At 48.2% G+C, this 16720-nt stretch carries 12 protein-coding genes; 2 read left to right on the top strand and 10 right to left on the bottom strand.

The genetic code is table 11. The annotated features are described in order from the left end of the window. Positions 1-46 precede the first annotated feature (46 nt). From odhB to sdhC, 6 genes are all read right to left on the bottom strand, one after another. A complete protein-coding gene (gene odhB / locus NO559_RS09010) occupies positions 47-1249 on the bottom strand; it encodes a 2-oxoglutarate dehydrogenase complex dihydrolipoyllysine-residue succinyltransferase (RefSeq protein ID WP_258331486.1) in 1203 nt (400 codons plus the stop codon). Positions 1250-1304: 55 nt separating this feature from the next. Then, positions 1305-4139 (bottom strand): 2-oxoglutarate dehydrogenase E1 component, encoded by a 2835-nt coding sequence (locus NO559_RS09005; protein WP_258331485.1) that lies wholly within the window; start codon positions 4137-4139, stop codon positions 1305-1307. A 384-nt stretch (positions 4140-4523) separates the two neighbouring features. Further along, positions 4524-5231 carry a succinate dehydrogenase iron-sulfur subunit gene (locus tag NO559_RS09000; protein WP_258331484.1) on the bottom strand — a complete coding sequence of 236 codons (708 nt, stop codon included), beginning with the start codon at positions 5229-5231 and terminating at the stop codon, positions 4524-4526. Between the two features lie 13 nt (positions 5232-5244). Next, complete coding sequence (gene sdhA / locus NO559_RS08995) at positions 5245-7017, bottom strand: succinate dehydrogenase flavoprotein subunit (RefSeq protein WP_258331483.1); 1773 nt, start codon at positions 7015-7017, stop codon at positions 5245-5247. A 6-nt stretch (positions 7018-7023) separates the two neighbouring features. Continuing rightward, entirely contained in the window at positions 7024-7386 is a 363-nt protein-coding gene (sdhD, locus tag NO559_RS08990; protein WP_258331482.1) for a succinate dehydrogenase, hydrophobic membrane anchor protein, read from the bottom strand. Further along, complete coding sequence (gene sdhC / locus NO559_RS08985; RefSeq protein WP_258331481.1) at positions 7380-7754, bottom strand: succinate dehydrogenase, cytochrome b556 subunit; 375 nt, start codon at positions 7752-7754, stop codon at positions 7380-7382. Before sdhC ends, sdhD begins: the two co-directional genes overlap by 7 nt. 479 nt (positions 7755-8233) lie before the next feature. Here sdhC and NO559_RS08980 point away from each other — a divergent pair, with 479 nt between their 5' ends. Both NO559_RS08980 and NO559_RS08975 read left to right on the top strand, forming a co-directional pair. Beyond that, on the top strand, positions 8234-9517 hold the full coding sequence (locus tag NO559_RS08980) for a citrate synthase (protein ID WP_258331480.1): 1284 nt from the start codon (positions 8234-8236) through the stop codon (positions 9515-9517). 110 nt (positions 9518-9627) lie between these two features. Continuing rightward, entirely contained in the window at positions 9628-10902 is a 1275-nt protein-coding gene (locus tag NO559_RS08975; RefSeq protein ID WP_258331479.1) for a CinA family nicotinamide mononucleotide deamidase-related protein, read from the top strand. Positions 10903-11111: 209 nt separating this feature from the next. Here the strand turns inward: NO559_RS08975 and phoU are convergent, their stop codons facing one another. Genes phoU through NO559_RS08955 form a run of 4 tightly spaced genes read right to left on the bottom strand, consistent with a single transcriptional unit; the run spans position 11112 to position 16678 of the window. Beyond that, complete coding sequence (gene phoU / locus NO559_RS08970) at positions 11112-11828, bottom strand: phosphate signaling complex protein PhoU (RefSeq protein ID WP_258331478.1); 717 nt, start codon at positions 11826-11828, stop codon at positions 11112-11114. A gap of 14 nt (positions 11829-11842) precedes the next feature. After that, positions 11843-12637 (bottom strand): phosphate ABC transporter ATP-binding protein PstB, encoded by a 795-nt coding sequence (gene pstB / locus NO559_RS08965; RefSeq protein ID WP_258331556.1) that lies wholly within the window; start codon positions 12635-12637, stop codon positions 11843-11845. A gap of 52 nt (positions 12638-12689) precedes the next feature. Continuing rightward, complete coding sequence (gene pstA / locus NO559_RS08960) at positions 12690-14387, bottom strand: phosphate ABC transporter permease PstA (RefSeq protein ID WP_258331477.1); 1698 nt, start codon at positions 14385-14387, stop codon at positions 12690-12692. Positions 14388-14425: 38 nt separating this feature from the next. Further along, complete coding sequence (locus tag NO559_RS08955) at positions 14426-16678, bottom strand: ABC transporter permease subunit (RefSeq protein WP_258331476.1); 2253 nt, start codon at positions 16676-16678, stop codon at positions 14426-14428. Between the last annotated feature and the right edge of the window lie 42 nt (positions 16679-16720).

Raw genomic sequence — 16720 nt, 5'->3', positions numbered from 1 at the left:
GAGCGCTTAAAGTTTCAATTTTTTGATCTTGCTGGCTAGCCGCTGTTTACAACTCTAAGAGTATGCGCGCAGGCTCTTCCAGCTGTTCTTTAATGGCCACCAAAAACTGTACTGCGTCTTTACCATCTATCAAGCGGTGATCATAAGATATCGCCAAGTACATCATGGGGCGTATTTTCACTTCACCATTAACCGCCATCACACGCTCTTGGATTTTATGCATACCCAAGATAGCGGTTTGTGGTGGGTTTAAAATAGGTGTTGATAGCAATGAGCCAAATACACCACCATTGGTAATAGTAAATGTACCGCCCTGCATTTCATCAATACCCAGCTTGCCAGCTTTAGCGCGCAAGCCAAAATCGCGTATGGTGTCTTCCACTTTAGCGATACTCATTTGGTCAGTGTCACGCAATACTGGCACGACTAAGCCTTTTTCAGTAGAAACGGCCACACCTATATCTTGGTAACCGTGATAAACAATATCATCACCGTCTAAAGAGGCATTCACTGCCGGGAAGCGTTTTAATGCTTCAGTGGCGGCTTTGACAAAAAAGCCCATAAAACCTAAACGCACACCGTTATGCGATTTTTCAAAAAGGTCTTTGTATTGCTTGCGCAGTTCCATGATAGGACCCATGTCTACCTCGTTAAAGGTGGTTAACATGGCGGTGCTTTGGCTGGCATCTAATAAACGCTCAGCTATGCGCTTGCGCAAACGCGTCATAGGCACACGTTTTTCTGGGCGCTGGCTGGGGTCTAGCTCAATGATAGGCGCTGGGTCAGCGGTGACGGGCTTAGCTGCAGCTGGCGCTGGTGCCGAGCTTAAGTGCTTAACCACGTCTTCTTTAGTGACTAAACCGCCCTTACCGGTGGCTTTAATATCATCAACATTAAGGCTGTTTTCTTTAATAAGCTTGCGTGCAGCGGGGCTGATTTTATCGCCGCTATTATTAGTCTCTGCAACAGCAGGAGCGGCGGCGGCAGGGGCAGCCTCAAGGGCGACGGCCTCACCGGCCACAAAGCGACCGATTAACTCGTCGCTAAGTACAGTTTCACCTTCACCTTTAAGTATTTCCGACATAGAACCATCGGCGGGGGCTAATACCTCTAACACCACTTTATCGGTTTCTATATCAACAATAATTTCGTCACGTGCTACCGCTTCACCGGGCTGCTTATACCAAGTGGCTATGGTGCCATCGGCTACCGATTCGGGAAAAGTTGGGGCTTTTATTTCTATGGTCATATTATTTCCTTACACCCATTAATACAGTATGAGTCTGATCTATAGGTTAAAAAATTTAGTGTAAATCCAAGGCTTCGGCGATAAATTGATTCTGCTGCGCCACATGCAGGGCTAAGTAACCCGCCGCTGGCGATGCAGACGCTTCACGCCCCGCATAATCTAAATAAATCTTAGGGTTAAGCTCGTGAACAGCTCTGCGCATATGGTGCTGGCTAGAGTACCAGGCCCCCTGGTTCATGGGTTCTTCCTGACACCAAGTTACCTCGCTAGCATTAGGGTAGCCTAATAAAATTTCACTCAAGTCTTCATGAGGGAAAGGATACAGCTGCTCTATACGCACGATAGCAATATCAGATTTGCCGCTCTCTATTAAGGTGTCGCGCAGGTCGTAATAAATACGGCCACTGCATAATATGATGCGCTTAACCGCTGCCTTATCTTCTACATCCCTATCATCTAATACAGTATGGAAATGACCTTCTGCCAACTCTTCCAATGTTGAAGTTGCGTCTTTATGGCGCAACAAACTCTTGGGCGACATAACAATTAAGGGTTTACGCAAGGGGCGTATGCCCTGTCGGCGTATCATATGAAACACCTGCGCCGGAGTACTGGGCACACAAACCTGTATGTTGTGCTCGGCACATAATTGTAAGAAACGCTCCAAGCGGGCTGAGGAATGCTCAGGCCCCTGACCTTCATAGCCGTGTGGTAATAGCATAGTCAGGCCACATAGGCGCTGCCATTTATGCTCACCACTGGTAATAAACTGATCGATAACCACCTGTGCGCCGTTGGCAAAATCACCAAACTGCGCCTCCCAAATAACCAAGCCAGCGGGCGATGTGGTGGCGTAACCATATTCAAAAGCCAGTACCGCTTCTTCCGATAACAGCGAATCAAAAATGGTGAACTCAGGCTGGTTTTTAGCCAGATTTTTTAACGGCACATAGGCGCTGCCATCATTTTGATTGTGCAGTACCGCATGCCTGTGCGAGAACGTACCACGACCCACATCTTGACCGGTTAAACGCACGGGGTAACCCGCCTCTAACAAGGTGCCATAGGCTAAGGTTTCAGCAAAACCCCAGTTAATGGGTAAGGCACCAGCCAACATTTTACGGCGGTCTTCGTAAATTTTTGACACTTGCCGCTGTATGGGGAAGCCTTCCGGCACAGTGTTGACTCTAGTCGCAATCTCTTGCAGTTGCTTTAGGTCTATAGTGGTGTCGGCTGGGCAATCCCAGTCGTGCCCTATATAAGGCGTCCAGTCTACAAACAGCTCTTTATCGGGCTCGTGTACCAAGCTTTTAACCACGTGTTGGCCGCTCTCTAGGCTAGAGCGGTACTCATGCATTAATTGCTCGTCTTGCTCTTTGCTAAGTACACCTTCGGCGATTAGGCGATCGGCGTATAAATCGCGGGTAGTGCGTTGTTTTTTAATTTGCTTGTACATTAGAGGCTGGGTGCCCGAGGGCTCATCCGCTTCGTTATGACCACGACGGCGATAGCAGACTAAATCAACCACTACGTCTTTTTTGAACTCTTGACGGAAATCGGTAGCCATTTGGCTAACAAACAATACCGCTTCAGGATCGTCACCATTAACGTGGAATATAGGCGCCTGCACCATTTTGGCTACATCGGTACAGTATTCAGTAGAACGCGCATCTTCACGGCGGTTGGTGGTAAAGCCCACCTGGTTGTTAATCACCACATGTATGGTGCCACCGGTTTTATAGGCGCGGGTTTGAGACATTTGGAAAGTCTCCATCACCACACCCTGGCCTGCAAATGCAGCATCACCGTGTATGACTATGGGTACCACTTTTTCGCCAGTCTCATCCTTGCGTCTATCTTGCCTAGCGCGCACTGAACCCTCTACCACAGGCGAAACAATTTCTAAATGTGAGGGGTTAAAGGCCAATGCCAAATGCATTTCACCGCCTGCGGTCATCACATTGGATGAAAAGCCTTGGTGATATTTTACGTCAGCAGAGCCTTGGTATTCGACCTTGCCTTCAAACTCGGCAAACAGCTCCGCCGGGTTTTTACCAAAAATATTCACTAATACATTCAGGCGGCCGCGGTGCGCCATGCCTATAACCATTTCTTTAGCAGCATAAGAGCCGCTGCGCTGCACCATGCAATCCAGCATGGGGATTAGGCTTTCACCGCCCTCTAGGCCAAAACGCTTAACACCAGGGTATTTAGAGGCCAAGGATTTTTCCATGCCCTCTGCCGCAATTAAACGCTCTAGTAAATGGGTTTTAACTTCAGGGCTAAACGCTGGTTTAGAACGCACCGACTCCATGCGCTGCTGTATCCACTGGCGCTCTTCGGTGTTCACTATGTGCATGAATTCTGCACCTATAGAGCCACAGTAGGTTTGTTCTAGCGAGTCTATGATTTCTTTAAGAGAGGCCTGATCTTTACCTATAAATAGGCTACCGGTTTGGAATACGGTTTCGTGATCTGCAGAGGAGAGTTGGTGATAGTGTAAATCTAAATCGGGTACGGGTGGGCGTTTTTTTAGGCCCAAAGGGTCTAGCTTGGCATGCTGATGGCCACGCTGACGGTAAGCACTACAGAGTTGTATAACTCTAACCTGCTTACGCTCATGTTCGGTAATCGAGTTATCGGTTTCTACCGATAAAGGTTTTGCTCGGGTTTTGGCTAACTGAGCAAAATGCTCCCTAACGGCTGAATGAGGCACATCTTGTTTGATGCCCTGATTAACCCGCGGTAGCTTTTCAAAGTATTCTCGCCACTGTTCTGATACTGCATTGGGGTCGAAGAGGTATATTTCATACATATCCTCAACATAGGCCGCATTGCCACCAGAGATGTGGGAACTGCTCCATAGCAATTCCATTGGGCTTTCTTGCATTACTGTCCACCTTTTTTGAAGTGCGGGGACTGGTCGTGTAAACCATGACAATCAAATAAAGAAATAATGAAATATAACGACTGAAGCCCCCTTTTCAGTTTAGATATACCATTATTCCCCAGTTAAGTAATACGTCTTTTGAACGTACTACAATGTAAAGGCGACACCCATCCACCTTTACTTTCTATCACTGTTAGTAAGATAACACTGTTAGCAATAGAGTTACCGGCAAGCAAAAAAATGATGGGTTACATCAATGACTTTTTGCCCGCAGGTAGTGTAGCTGTTATAAAAAAATTTTCGTAGCTATTATTTAAACTTTCAATTTAATCGCGGCTTTTCATTAGCCGCGATTAAAAATTGTACCGCTTAATACAGCGTAACTTATGTAGCGCTGCGCAATAGCATATTACGAATATGACCAATCGCTTTGGTCGGGTTCAAACCTTTAGGGCAAACATTGACACAGTTTTGGATGCCGTGACAACGGAACACACTAAAAGGATCGTCCAAGTCAGCCAAACGCTCTGCAGTAGCCGTATCGCGGCTATCCACTAAGAAGCGGTAAGACTGTAATAAGCCCGAAGGACCGATAAAGCGATCTGGGTTCCACCAGAAAGAAGGACAAGCGGTAGAGCAACATGCACACAAGATACACTCGTACAAGCCGTCTAACTTTTCACGCTCTTCTGGAGACTGCAAACGCTCAATCGCTGGCGCTGGGGTATCGTTAATTAAGAAAGGCTTAATTTTTTCGTACTGCTTATAGAACAAGCCCATATCAACAACGAGGTCACGAATAACCGGTAAACCAGGTAAGGGACGCAGGATAAGCGTATCACCGCCTTTTAATGCCTCGGATAAAGACATAATACAGGCCAAACCATTTTTACCATTAATATTCATGCCATCGGAACCACACACACCCTCACGGCATGAGCGGCGGAAAGCCATAGAAGGATCTTGCGCCTTAACCAACTCCAGCACATCCAAAACCATCAGGTCTTTGCCGCCGGTGTCCACTTCAACAGCCTGCATATAAGGCTCTTGATCAGTCTCAGGGTTATAACGATAAATACTCACTTTCAACATTTCAGCAAACCCCTTAGTAAGTACGAACTTTTGGTTCGAAGGCATCAACGGTTTTCGGCTTAAAGTTTACAGCACGCTTACCAACACGTTTTTCTTCTGGGAAGTACATAGAGTGGCACAACCAGTTTTCGTCATCGCGATCGGGGAAGTCTTCACGGGCGTGGGCGCCGCGGCTTTCCTTGCGCTCTTCAGCGGCAATAGCGGTAGCTTCTGCCACTTCAAACAAGTTGTTTAACTCTAAGCGCTCTATGCGAGCGGTGTTAAAGGCATTACTCTTATCTTCAAGGTGGGCATTATCAATACGCTCACGCAGCTCAGCCAACTTCTTAATACCGTCTTGCATAAAGTCACCGCGACGGAATACGCCGAAGTGGTTTTGCATAACGTTTTGTAGCTCTTTACGCAGGTCGGCCACTTTCTCGCCGCCCTTGCTTTCGTTAGCTTTGTTTAAGCGGCTCATAGAACCTTCGATATCGCTTTCGCTAGCGTCACGTAAATCTATACCGGCACGCAATGACTGCTCTATATGCAAGCCTGAAGAGCGACCAAACACCACCAAATCAAGTAATGAGTTACCGCCTAAACGGTTGGCACCGTGTACAGATACACAAGCCACTTCACCACAGGCGTATAAACCATCAATGATTTTTTCATTGCCGCTGGCATCAATGGTTAATGCCTGGCCATTTACGTTAGTGGGGATACCGCCCATCATGTAGTGACAGGTTGGTACTACAGGTACAGGCTCTTTAACCGGATCAGCGTGGGCAAAAGTACGAGACAACTCACAAATACCCGGCAGACGACTTTCTAAAACTTCTTCACCTAGGTGATCAAGCTTCAAGAACACATGATCGCCATTGGGGCCACAACCGCGGCCTTCTAAAATTTCTAAAGTCATAGAGCGGGCTACTACATCACGGCCCGCCAAGTCTTTAGCGTTAGGCGCGTAACGCTCCATAAAGCGTTCGCCATCTTTATTGATTAAGTAGCCACCTTCACCGCGACAACCTTCAGTAACCAATACCCCCGCACCCGCTATACCGGTGGGGTGGAATTGCCACATTTCTATATCTTGTACCGGCACACCAGCGCGTAGCGCCATACCAATACCGTCACCGGTGTTGATGTGGGCGTTGGTAGTAGAGGCGTAAATACGACCGGCACCGCCAGTCGCTAACACTGTAGCTTTAGACTTAACGTGTACCACTTCACCGGTTTCTATGCAGATAGCAATAACACCAGTCACCGCGCCATCTTGGTTTTTAACCAAGTCTATGGCGTACCATTCGTTTAAGAATACGGTTTCGTTTTTCATATTGCCTTGGTACAAGGTGTGTAACAGAGCGTGGCCGGTACGGTCAGCAGCAGCACAGGTACGCGCAGCCTGAGTAGGATTATCTGGGCCCTTAGACTGACCACCGAAAGGACGCTGGTAAATGCGGCCCTCTTCGGTACGCGAGAAAGGCAAACCCATGTGATCTAGTTCGTAGATGGCCTCTGGCCCTACGTTACACATATATTCGATAGCGTCTTGGTCACCGATGTAATCGGAGCCTTTAACGGTATCGTACATATGCCAGCGCCAATCATCATTGGGATCAGCAGAGGCTATCGCACAAGTAATACCACCCTGTGCAGAAACCGTGTGTGAACGAGTGGGGAATACTTTAGTGATTACAGCGGTTTTATAGCCCGACTGTGAAAGTTGCAGTGCTGCGCGCATACCGGCACCACCACCGCCGACGATAACGCCGTCGAATGAAATAGTTCTGATTTTAGACATAAAATTTTAGCTCCACAGAATCTGGATGCCCCAGACTACATAAGTGAATAACACTGCAGCACTGATAGCTTGGAAAGAAAGACGCAATAAGGTGGCTTTGCCGCCTAAGGTGCGCTCGGTTAAATAATCAGTCGATACTGACCACAAACCTATCCAGGCATGCATGGCTATTGCTAATAAAGCGGCTACGCTAAAAATGCGCATGCAAGTATTTTCGAATAGGGCCTTCCACTCTTGGTAGTCTGGGCTACAGGCCAACAGCACATACGAGAGAAAAATAACATAAGCCAATAACACCACAGCACTAACACGCTGTATCAACCAATCAGATAAGCCGCTGCGACCTAAATTTGTAACGGAAGTTACCATATACACACCCCCAATAAGGCTATCAAGACGACAGATACAGCGATCACTATCTTGGAGCCGGCTACGCCGCCTTCAAAGCTTTCACCTATACCCAAATCCATGATCAAGTGTTTCACGCCTGCCACAGTGTGGTAAATCAAGGCAGACAATACCGCCCAGACGATTAATTTACATAAGAAAGAGCCAGCGCCGGCTTTAATAGCATTAAAGCTCTCTTCACTACTCAAGGAGGCATCCAATATCCAGAGCAGTACAGCGACTCCAGCAACGAGTATCACACCTGAAATGCGGTGCAAAATCGATACATAGGCGGTAATTGGTAGGTCTATACTACCAATATCGAGGTTTACAGGTCGTTTATCATTCACGGTTTTTATCACACTTGTCATGGCCCCTAAGGGCGGTTCAAAGGAAGTGAAGAGACATTCCAAACAGCTAATTATCTGCTTGTTGTTACTATTAAAACACTTGAGCAGGTTCAGAATTCGCGCGGAATTATAGGCTGATACTTTTTGAAACACAAACACCTATGCGCGCTAGTTCATAGGCCACTACAGAATAGCCCATGAATTAGCAATGCGACACCGCCAGACCAGCAGGCCAAATCTCGAGCAGACTGTGCAAATAATAAGCGGCGAAATTCATTAACTGGCCATAGGCCAAAAAAAATATAATGACTATAAATAAAACAAATATAAAAGCAGGCCGCTAGACATGGGGGACGGTTGCTACCATTCTACACCCCTTCCGAAAATGCAATTGACAAGACTAGGCAAAACTCTATAGTTATCAGCTCATTAAGAATGAAAAACTGCGCAGCCACAAGCTGCACCTCAGGAGCTTTTGCATGTCAGACAAAAAAGCCACGCTAACCATAGCCGGTAAAGACCCCATTGAACTTCCCATCTATTCAGGCTCTTTAGGCCCAGACGTTGTTGACGTTAGCGCCCTTACCAGCCAAGGCATGTTCACCTATGACCCCGGCTTTGTTTCCACCGCAGCCTGCGAATCAAAAATTACTTATATAGACGGTGGCCAAGGCATATTACTGCACGGTGGTTATCCCATTGATGAACTAGCCGAGCATTCAGACTATTTAGAGACTTGCTGGTTATTATGGAACGGCGAACTACCCACTAAAGAAGAAAAAGAACGCTTTATAGAATTAGTCACCCACCACACCATGGTGCACGATCAACTATCAGCCTTCTTTAAAGGCTTTAGACGCGACGCCCACCCCATGGCTATTATGTGTGGTGTAGTAGGCGCACTCTCTGCCTTCTATCACGACTCTTTAGACATCACCAGCGATAAGCACAGACAAAAATCAGCCATACGCCTGATCGCCAAGATGCCCACCATTGCAGCCATGGCGTACAAATTCTCCATAGGCCAACCCTTTATCTACCCGCGCAACGACCTGGGCTATGCTGAAAACTTCCTGCACATGATGTTCAGCACCCCTTGCGAAGACTACAAAGTTAGCCCGGTACTGGCCGATGCCATGGATAAAATCTTTATCCTTCATGCCGACCACGAGCAAAACGCTTCTACTTCTACCGTACGCCTGTCTGGCTCTACCGGCGCCAACCCTTTCGCCTGTATCTCGGCGGGTATAGCCGCACTATGGGGCCCTTCACACGGCGGCGCCAACGAAGCCGTGTTGAATATGCTAGAGGAAATTGGTGATGTATCGCGCATAGACGAGTTTGTCGCCAAGGCTAAAGACAAAAACGACCCCTTCCGCCTGATGGGTTTTGGTCATCGCGTCTACAAAAACTTTGACCCACGCGCCAAAGTCATGAAAAGTGCCGCCGATGATGTATTGGCCGAACTAGGTGTTAACGACCCACTACTGGCTGTCGCTAAGCGCTTGGAAGAAATCGCCTTGGAAGACCCCTACTTTAAAGAGAAGAAACTCTACCCCAACGTAGACTTCTACTCAGGCATCATCTTAAAAGCCATGGGCATACCCACTAGCATGTTTACGGTAATCTTTGCCTTAGGCCGCACCCCAGGCTGGATAGCACACTGGAACGAAATGATTGCCGCCAACTCTAAAATTGGCCGCCCTCGCCAGCTATACACAGGCCCAGCACAGCGCAAATTTGTACCGCTGGATCAGCGCTAACCAATAGCTAACTATTTAAAAAGGCCGCATTTGCGGCCTTTTTTGTATCTCACTACTACCGACTTTGCAGTAGTATTAAGCCTACACAGCAACTAATAGAAAGACACAGCATGCGCATACAACTACTACTCACCGGCAATGAAATCATGTCGGGCCACACCGTAGACTCCAACTCCGCCATGATAGCCGAGCAACTACACAGCAAGGCCTATGAAGTTTATCGCAAAGTTACTATAGGCGACGACTTCGATTTATTAGTAGAAGAAATACGCCACATCAGCACCCATAGCGAGGTGCTGATTATTAATGGCGGCCTAGGCCCTACCGTAGATGACCTTACCGCCCAAGCGCTAGCTACCGCCAGCGGCCAAGCTATAGTCATCCATGAGGCCGCGTTAAAACATGTAACTGACTGGTATGATCGCCGCAAAATACGCTTTAGCGACTCAGCCAAAAAACAAGCCCTGCTACCCGAGCATTGCCAACTTATTGATAACCCCACCGGCAGCGCCGTAGGGTTTTATTGCGACTACCAAGGCTGTTTAATTATCTGCACCCCCGGCGTGCCCAGCGAGCTGCGCCGCATGATGAACGAAAGTGTTTTGGATTTAATCAGCCAGCGCTTTCCCAATCAACTCACCCCCTCCACCCTGCGCTTGCAAACTTTTGGTTTGGGCGAATCTTTTGTGCAGGAGCTAGTCAATAAAAATTACCCGCACTGGCCCAAAGAAGTAGAGCTGGGCTTTAGAGCTGGCATGCCGCAACTGGAATTAAAACTAGCCATACAACAGGCCGAACACCAAAAGCTACAACAGCAGTGCTATCAATGGCTGCAACAAGAAGTGGGCGACAGTATTATCGGCGCTGATAATTGCAGCTTAGCCGAGGCGGTATTAACCACTCTCAAACAACAGCAGCAAACCCTGTGTTGCGCCGAATCCTGCACCGGCGGCTTAATAGCCGCCATGCTCACCGAGGTACCCGGCTCCTCCGCAGCCTTTGAAGGCGGCGTAGTCAGTTACTCCAACCATTGTAAGCAGCAACTACTAGATGTGGACTCCCAGCTTTTACAGCAACACGGTGCCGTCAGCGAGCCGGTGGTGCGAGCCATGGCCGAAGGCGCCCTGGTTAAAACCGGCGCGGATTACGCTATCGCCATCTCCGGCATAGCCGGCCCCGACGGCGGCAGCGACGACAAACCTGTAGGCACGGTGTATATAGGTTGGGGCAAGCATAATGCTATTAGTGTGATTAAACTGTGCTACCCACAGCCCCGCACCGCCTTTCAAAAAATGATGGCAGCAGTTGCTTTGGATATGTTGCGTAGGGAATTGCTTGGGCTAAACCTGACGCCTTCTTTTATTAAGCGTTATATTGTTGAATGAAGATATTTATAACCGGCCTTAATCATTCGTAGTTCGAAACGATCTGAGTGAGTAAGGCGGCTTCTTGCAAGACAGTCGCTGGCATGGATGCCAGCGCCTAGCCTACATGGATGTATTCACGGCGTGTCTTGCAAGAAGATGCCTTGCTCACAACGTACAACACAATAGGGAAAATTTAACTTCCCCCACGTAAAACACCTCACCCCCCCTTACTGCTCCACATGCTTAGCCAATTCCGTTAACCCCACATGGCGAACATTTTTCCCTTTCACCAAATAAATCACATGCTCGGCTATATTGCGGGCATGGTCGCCTACCCGCTCTAAAGAACGCAGTGACCACAGCACGTTTAACATAGAGCTAATACTGCGCGGGTCTTCCATCATATAAGTCATCACACTGCGCATGGCGGTGCCGTATTCAGCATCTACCAATTTATCTTCACGAGCAACTTCCAGCGCCTTATCCACATCCAAGCGCGCAAAAGCATCCAGCGCGTCGTGTACCATACGGCCCACATGCTCACCTATCATGCGTATTTCCACGCTGCCTTTACTAGGCTCACCAGCCTCAGCTAAAGCCAGGGCTTGAGTGGCAATCTTGCCTGCCTCATCACCTATACGCTCTAAATCGTTTACCGCTTTACTGATGGCAATAACCAAGCGCAAGTCACTGGCCGCCGGCTGCCGCCTGGCCAATATGCGCGCGCACTCATCATCCACCGAAACTTCCATGGCATTAATTAATTTATCGCGCTCTTTTACCGTTTCGGCCATGCCGCTATCGGCATTTAAAATTGAAAACACCGCATCGCTGACTTGCTTTTCTACCAGGCCGCCCATTTCCATCATATGGGTTTTTACCGCATCCAGCTCGGTATTAAACTGCTGGGAGATGTGGTGGCTGTGTGCATCTTTATCTAACATGGTTTAGCGCTCCCTTAACCGTAGCGGCCGGTAATATAATCTTCAGTTTGTTTTTTAGATGGGTTGGTAAATAGCGTATCGGTAGTGTCGTACTCTATCAGCTTGCCCATATATAAAAACGCCGTGTAATCAGAAACCCGCGCCGCCTGCTGCATATTATGGGTTACTATCACTATGGTGTACTTAGATTTTAACTCGTTAATCAGTTCTTCAATTTTTAAAGTAGAGATGGGATCCAGCGCCGAAGCGGGCTCATCCAACAATAACACCTCTGGCTCTACCGCTATAGTACGGGCGATAACCAAACGTTGTTGCTGACCACCCGACATACCCAAGGCGCTATCGTGCAAGCGGTCTTTCACCTCATCCCACAATGCTGCTTGGCGCAGGGATTTTTCTACCACCTCGTCTAATACTCTGGCCTTATTAATCCCCTGTATACGCAAACCATAGGCTACATTTTCATAAATGCTTTTAGGAAAAGGATTAGGTTTTTGAAACACCATGCCTATACGTCTGCGCAATGAGGCTACATCCACTACTCTATCGTAGATATTGTGGCCATCTAATTTAATTTCACCGTTAATCTGGCAGCCATCGACCAAATCGTTCATGCGGTTAAAACAGCGTAACAAGGTAGACTTACCGCAACCACTGGGGCCTATAAATGCCGTTACCCGCTGTTTGGGTATAGTTAAATTAATATCGTATAGGGCTTGTTTGCCGCCCTCGTAAAATAAATTTAAGTCATTTACTTCCAGGCTGGTCTCTTCATTGGCCAGAGACATCTCTCTATGGGTGCGACCCATTTTATCTAAAGATAGTGCTTGTGCTTTCACAGTGTCACCCGTATTCAGTCGTTTACATTTCTAAGGATTTGTATTTTTCGCGTAAATGGTTACGCAAGGCCACGGCGCTAAAGTTTAACAACGCAATAATCACCACCAATAATAAAGCCGTGGCGTAGACTAAGGGGCGCGCCGCCTCAACATTGGGGCTTTGAAAACCCACATCAAAAATATGAAAACCCAAGTGCATAAATTTTTGATCTAAGTGTAGATAGGGGTAATTCGCATCCAGCGGTAAAGAAGGCGCTAGTTTTACCACCCCTACCAACATCAACGGCGCCACCTCACCAGCAGCTCGGGCCACCGCTAGGATTAAACCGGTCATCATTGCAGGGCTGGCCATAGGCAATACCACCCGCCATAGTGTTTCGGCTTTAGTGGCCCCCAAGGCCAAGCTGCCTTCACGCAGGGCTTTGGGTATGCGCGATAAGCCCTCCTCGGTAGAGACAATCACCACCGGTAAGGTTAACAGCGCCAAAGTTAAAGAGGCCCATAACAAACCCGGAGTACCAAAGGTAGGCGCAGGCAAAGCGTTTTGGAAAAAAATCTGGTCCAGCTCGGCACCAATAAAATAAATAAAGAAACCTAAACCAAATACCCCATACACAATAGAGGGAACACCGGCTAAATTATTTACCGCAATTCTCACTGTGCGGGTTAATGGCCCCTGTTTAGCGTATTCACGTAGGTAGACCGCGGCAATCACACCAAAGGGCGTTACCATTACCGACATCAGCAACACCATCATAATCGTGCCGAATATCGCGGGGAAAATGCCCCCTTCCGTGTTAGCTTCACGGGGTTCATCAGTTAAGAACTCCCAAAACTTTAAGGCGTAGGCCCAGCTTTTATCGATGACATTCATCGCATTGGGCTGGTAGGCATGCACCACATGCGCCAAGGGAATCTCCACTTGTTCACCGCCCATGGTTTCTGCAGTAAAGCTATCGCGGTTAACTTGCTCATACAGCGCTAATAGCTGCGCCTGCAACACTTGGTAATGACTATCTAAAGCCGCGCGTTCCAAGGCGATATCACTTTTTTGTTGCGCACGTTTGCTGGCACTAAGGCTGCGATTTAACTCCAGGCCACGCTCTTGTAAACGCAGGCGCTCTAACTGGTAGTTGACCTTGCCTATGTCAGACTTTTCTATTTGTTTAATTTGCTCATGTAATCCCGCCGCTCGCTGTATACGCTGTTCAAAATCCTGCCACAGGGTTTTGTCATCCGCCTGCGCTACAGGTTCGCCCGCCTGCTTGAGGCCGGTTAAGTAACCGTAAAAATTACCCCATTCATAACGCTCCACTGCCATTAGCGTTTCTGGATAACTAATATTGCTGAGGTAATCATTTAGCACCCAAGCAAAGTCCAAGCCGGTTACATCACGGTTGCCCTGCTTAATCAGGCTGCGTTTAACAAAAGGCTGATTACCCGCTATAGCAAAGCCGGCACCGCGTATTTGCTCTACAGGCACCTGTTCGCTTTCTACCACCTCACCGATTACCCGTATCGCCGCACTATTAGGCAATTGATAATCCGCCTGCATAATATCGGCAGGCCAAAAATGGCCAAAGCCGCGTACCGCCAGTAACAATAACAAGCCTATAACGGCCACCACACTCACACTAACCGCTGCCGCGTTTAGCCATATAAAAGCCTCGCCATCTTTAAACCACTGCCGCAGGCTAATTTTTTTGTCTTGCTCAAACATATTGATTACAACCTATTAAAATCTTTGTTAGCCAGCGCTTATAGCGAACCATATTTTTTACGCAGCCGCTGGCGCACGATTTCGGCAATGGTGTTCACCACAAAGGTAAACATAAATAAAACAAAGGCCGCTAAAAACAGCACTCTAAAGTGCGAGCTATCCACTTCGGTTTCACCTATCTCTACCGCGATATTGGCCGCCAAGGTACGCATACCCTCAAAAATATTGGCATCCATAATCGGCGTGTTACCGGTGGCCATTAACACAATCATGGTTTCACCCACGGCGCGGCCCATGCCTATCATCAAGGCAGAAAAAATACCGGGGCTGGCAGTGGGTATCACCACCCCCACCAAGGTTTGCCAAGGGGTGGCACCCAAGGCTAAGGAGCCATAGCTTAAGGATTTAGGCACCGAGAACACCGCATCTTCGGTAATAGAAAAAATCGTGGGTACCACGGCAAAGCCCATAGCCACACCTACCACCATGGCATTGCGCTGATCAAAGGAGATGCCCAGGTCGTGGGTTAACCACGCCCGCATATCACCGTGGAAAAACCACAGCTCTAATAAACCGCTACTGGCTATGCAGGCCCAGGTAATGGCTATAACCACCGGGATTAGCAAAATGGCATGCCAGCCATCTGGTACCGCTAAGCGTATACGCGAGGGCAATTGGCTCCATAAATAACCGAATAATAAAATGCCCAAAGGGAATAACATAAAAATGGCAAACACACCGGGCAGGTTGCGCTCAAAAAAGGGTGCCAACCACAGCCCCGCCAAAAAGCCCAAAATAACTGTGGGCAATGCTTCCATTAATTCAATTAAGGGTTTGACCTTGCGGCGCACCGCTGGCGTCATAAAGTAGGCCGTATATATCGCCCCGCCTATAGCTAAGGGCGTAGCCAACAGCATGGCATAAAATGCCGCCTTTAACGTACCAAACGCTAAGGGAGTAAAACTGTACTTGGGTTCAAAGTCGTTATTAGATGCCGAGGACTGCCAAATATAATCTGGCTCTTGATAACTCTCGTACCAAACTTTTTGCCACAGCACCGACCACGATACTTCGGGATGCTCATTTTCTAACTGCCAATAGCTAAACTGGCCATTAGTATCGCGACTTAGTACGCGGTTAGCTCTGGGCGCCACGGCTATATCGCTAATAGCGGCACCAATAACTGGCTCGGATAATAGCTGTCTACCCGAGGTGGTATAAAACACATCCAGCTGCTGTTGCTGATTAATGGTGATAAAACCCTTGCGCCTGTGCTCTACCACTAATTGCTCTATAGCACTGTCGCTAGCTTTAAAAGCGCGTATCTTTTCTAATCTAGGTAGCTTGCCGTCCTCGCGCACCATAAACCACTGGCTGATTTCACCGCGATTATCAGCGGCTAACAAGGAGATACCCCCCAGTAAAAAACGAACCTGCGTTAACTGGCCTCGCTCTAGTAAACGGCCGCTGGCTGCCACCGCCTCATCGCGTATATTGATTACGCGGTAAGCACCATCTTGGCTAACGACATATAGCCAGCGCTGATCAGGGCCTAGCAACAGCCACTGGGGCACTATATCCACTTCCGGTATAGTGAAGGGCTGCTCTTCTAGGGTGAGTTCTTCCGATAAAAAGTCTTCTTCTTTATTAAATAACCTGCCGGTGAGCTTGCCCTTGGCTACCGCCACAATTAATAGCTGCTCTTCGGTATCGCGCACCGCCACCTTCGTTAAGGGCGCATCGGCAATCACCAGAGGCTGCTCGCCAAAGGGGTATTCTATAGACGGGGTGATTACGCGCTGGTCATCAGGATAGCTGATACGGTATTTAGGCTGCGCCAATAACACCTGGCCATTGGCCATGCCCAATGCCTGCAAGGGCTGCTGCTCGGAGTTTAAAGCCCAGCTGGTAACTGCAGCCGTGAGCGGCAGCTGAGCCTGATGTACGCTAGCCCCGGTGGCAGCATTAAAAAACTGCGCCTGGCCAGCTCGGTTAAGCATTAACGCCACCTCGGCCTGCTCTTCCATGGCCAAAAATAAGCTATCGCTACTATCCACCGCGCTAAGCTCATAGCTGGACTGTGGCTGTATATGCGCCGACTTAAACAGCGGCATAATTTCATAAAATAAATAAAAGAAAATCAACAAAATGGCCATAAGCACACCCATGCCACCGGCACTGATGACGAGGTTGGCTAGGCTGTCTTTGGCTTTACGCCAGCCACTTAAACGCTCTAAGTGTAGGCTGCGGGCTGCGGGTACGACTGGGGATGTAGGGGCTGTATTTTTCATACCGGCAGTATATGTCGGCTATGTGACAATAATATTACAGCT

This window comes from Dasania sp. GY-MA-18, from assembly GCF_024734385.1.
GTDB lineage: Bacteria > Pseudomonadota > Gammaproteobacteria > Pseudomonadales > Dasaniaceae > Dasania > Dasania phycosphaerae.
The sequence above is the reverse complement of the archived record's forward strand: the minus strand, read 5'-3'. Positions and strand labels throughout refer to the sequence as shown.